Annotated in this window: 1 protein-coding gene; it reads left to right on the top strand. The window is 45.7% G+C overall.

Annotation, left to right across the window (positions count from 1 at the left end; all coding sequences use genetic code 11):
* On the top strand, nucleotides 1-411 hold a 411-nt coding region (locus A3751_RS17245), incomplete at both ends, for a GGDEF domain-containing protein (protein WP_156492574.1).

Here is a 411-nt window from a genome sequence, read left to right as displayed (position 1 = left end):
CTGGATGACTTTAAGCATATCAATGACTCGTTGGGCCACTCTTCTGGCGATCGATTATTGATCGAGGTTGCGAAACGATTCCGATCAAGAGTGCGGGATACCGATCACTTATCGCGCCTCGGGGGTGACGAGTTTACTGTTATCGCTCCGCATTTGAAGTGCGCGGAGGATATGGTCCATCTAGCTGAAGATCTCTTAGAGTTAGCGAGCAAGCCGATTACCTTTCAAGGTAAAGAGTTTAAGTTTGGCGCGTCTATCGGTGTCAGTCTCTTCCCAAATGATGGGGAAGAGGTTGAACAACTGATTAAGTATGCGGATGCAGCAATGTATCAAGCAAAAGAAACCGGTAAGTGCAGATACACTTTTTACTCTTCTGAGTTAGATCAGAAGAACCAACACAAACAGCGAATA

This window comes from Oleiphilus sp. HI0080 (assembly GCF_001635135.1).
This window is presented reverse-complemented; position numbering and strand designations above follow the sequence as displayed.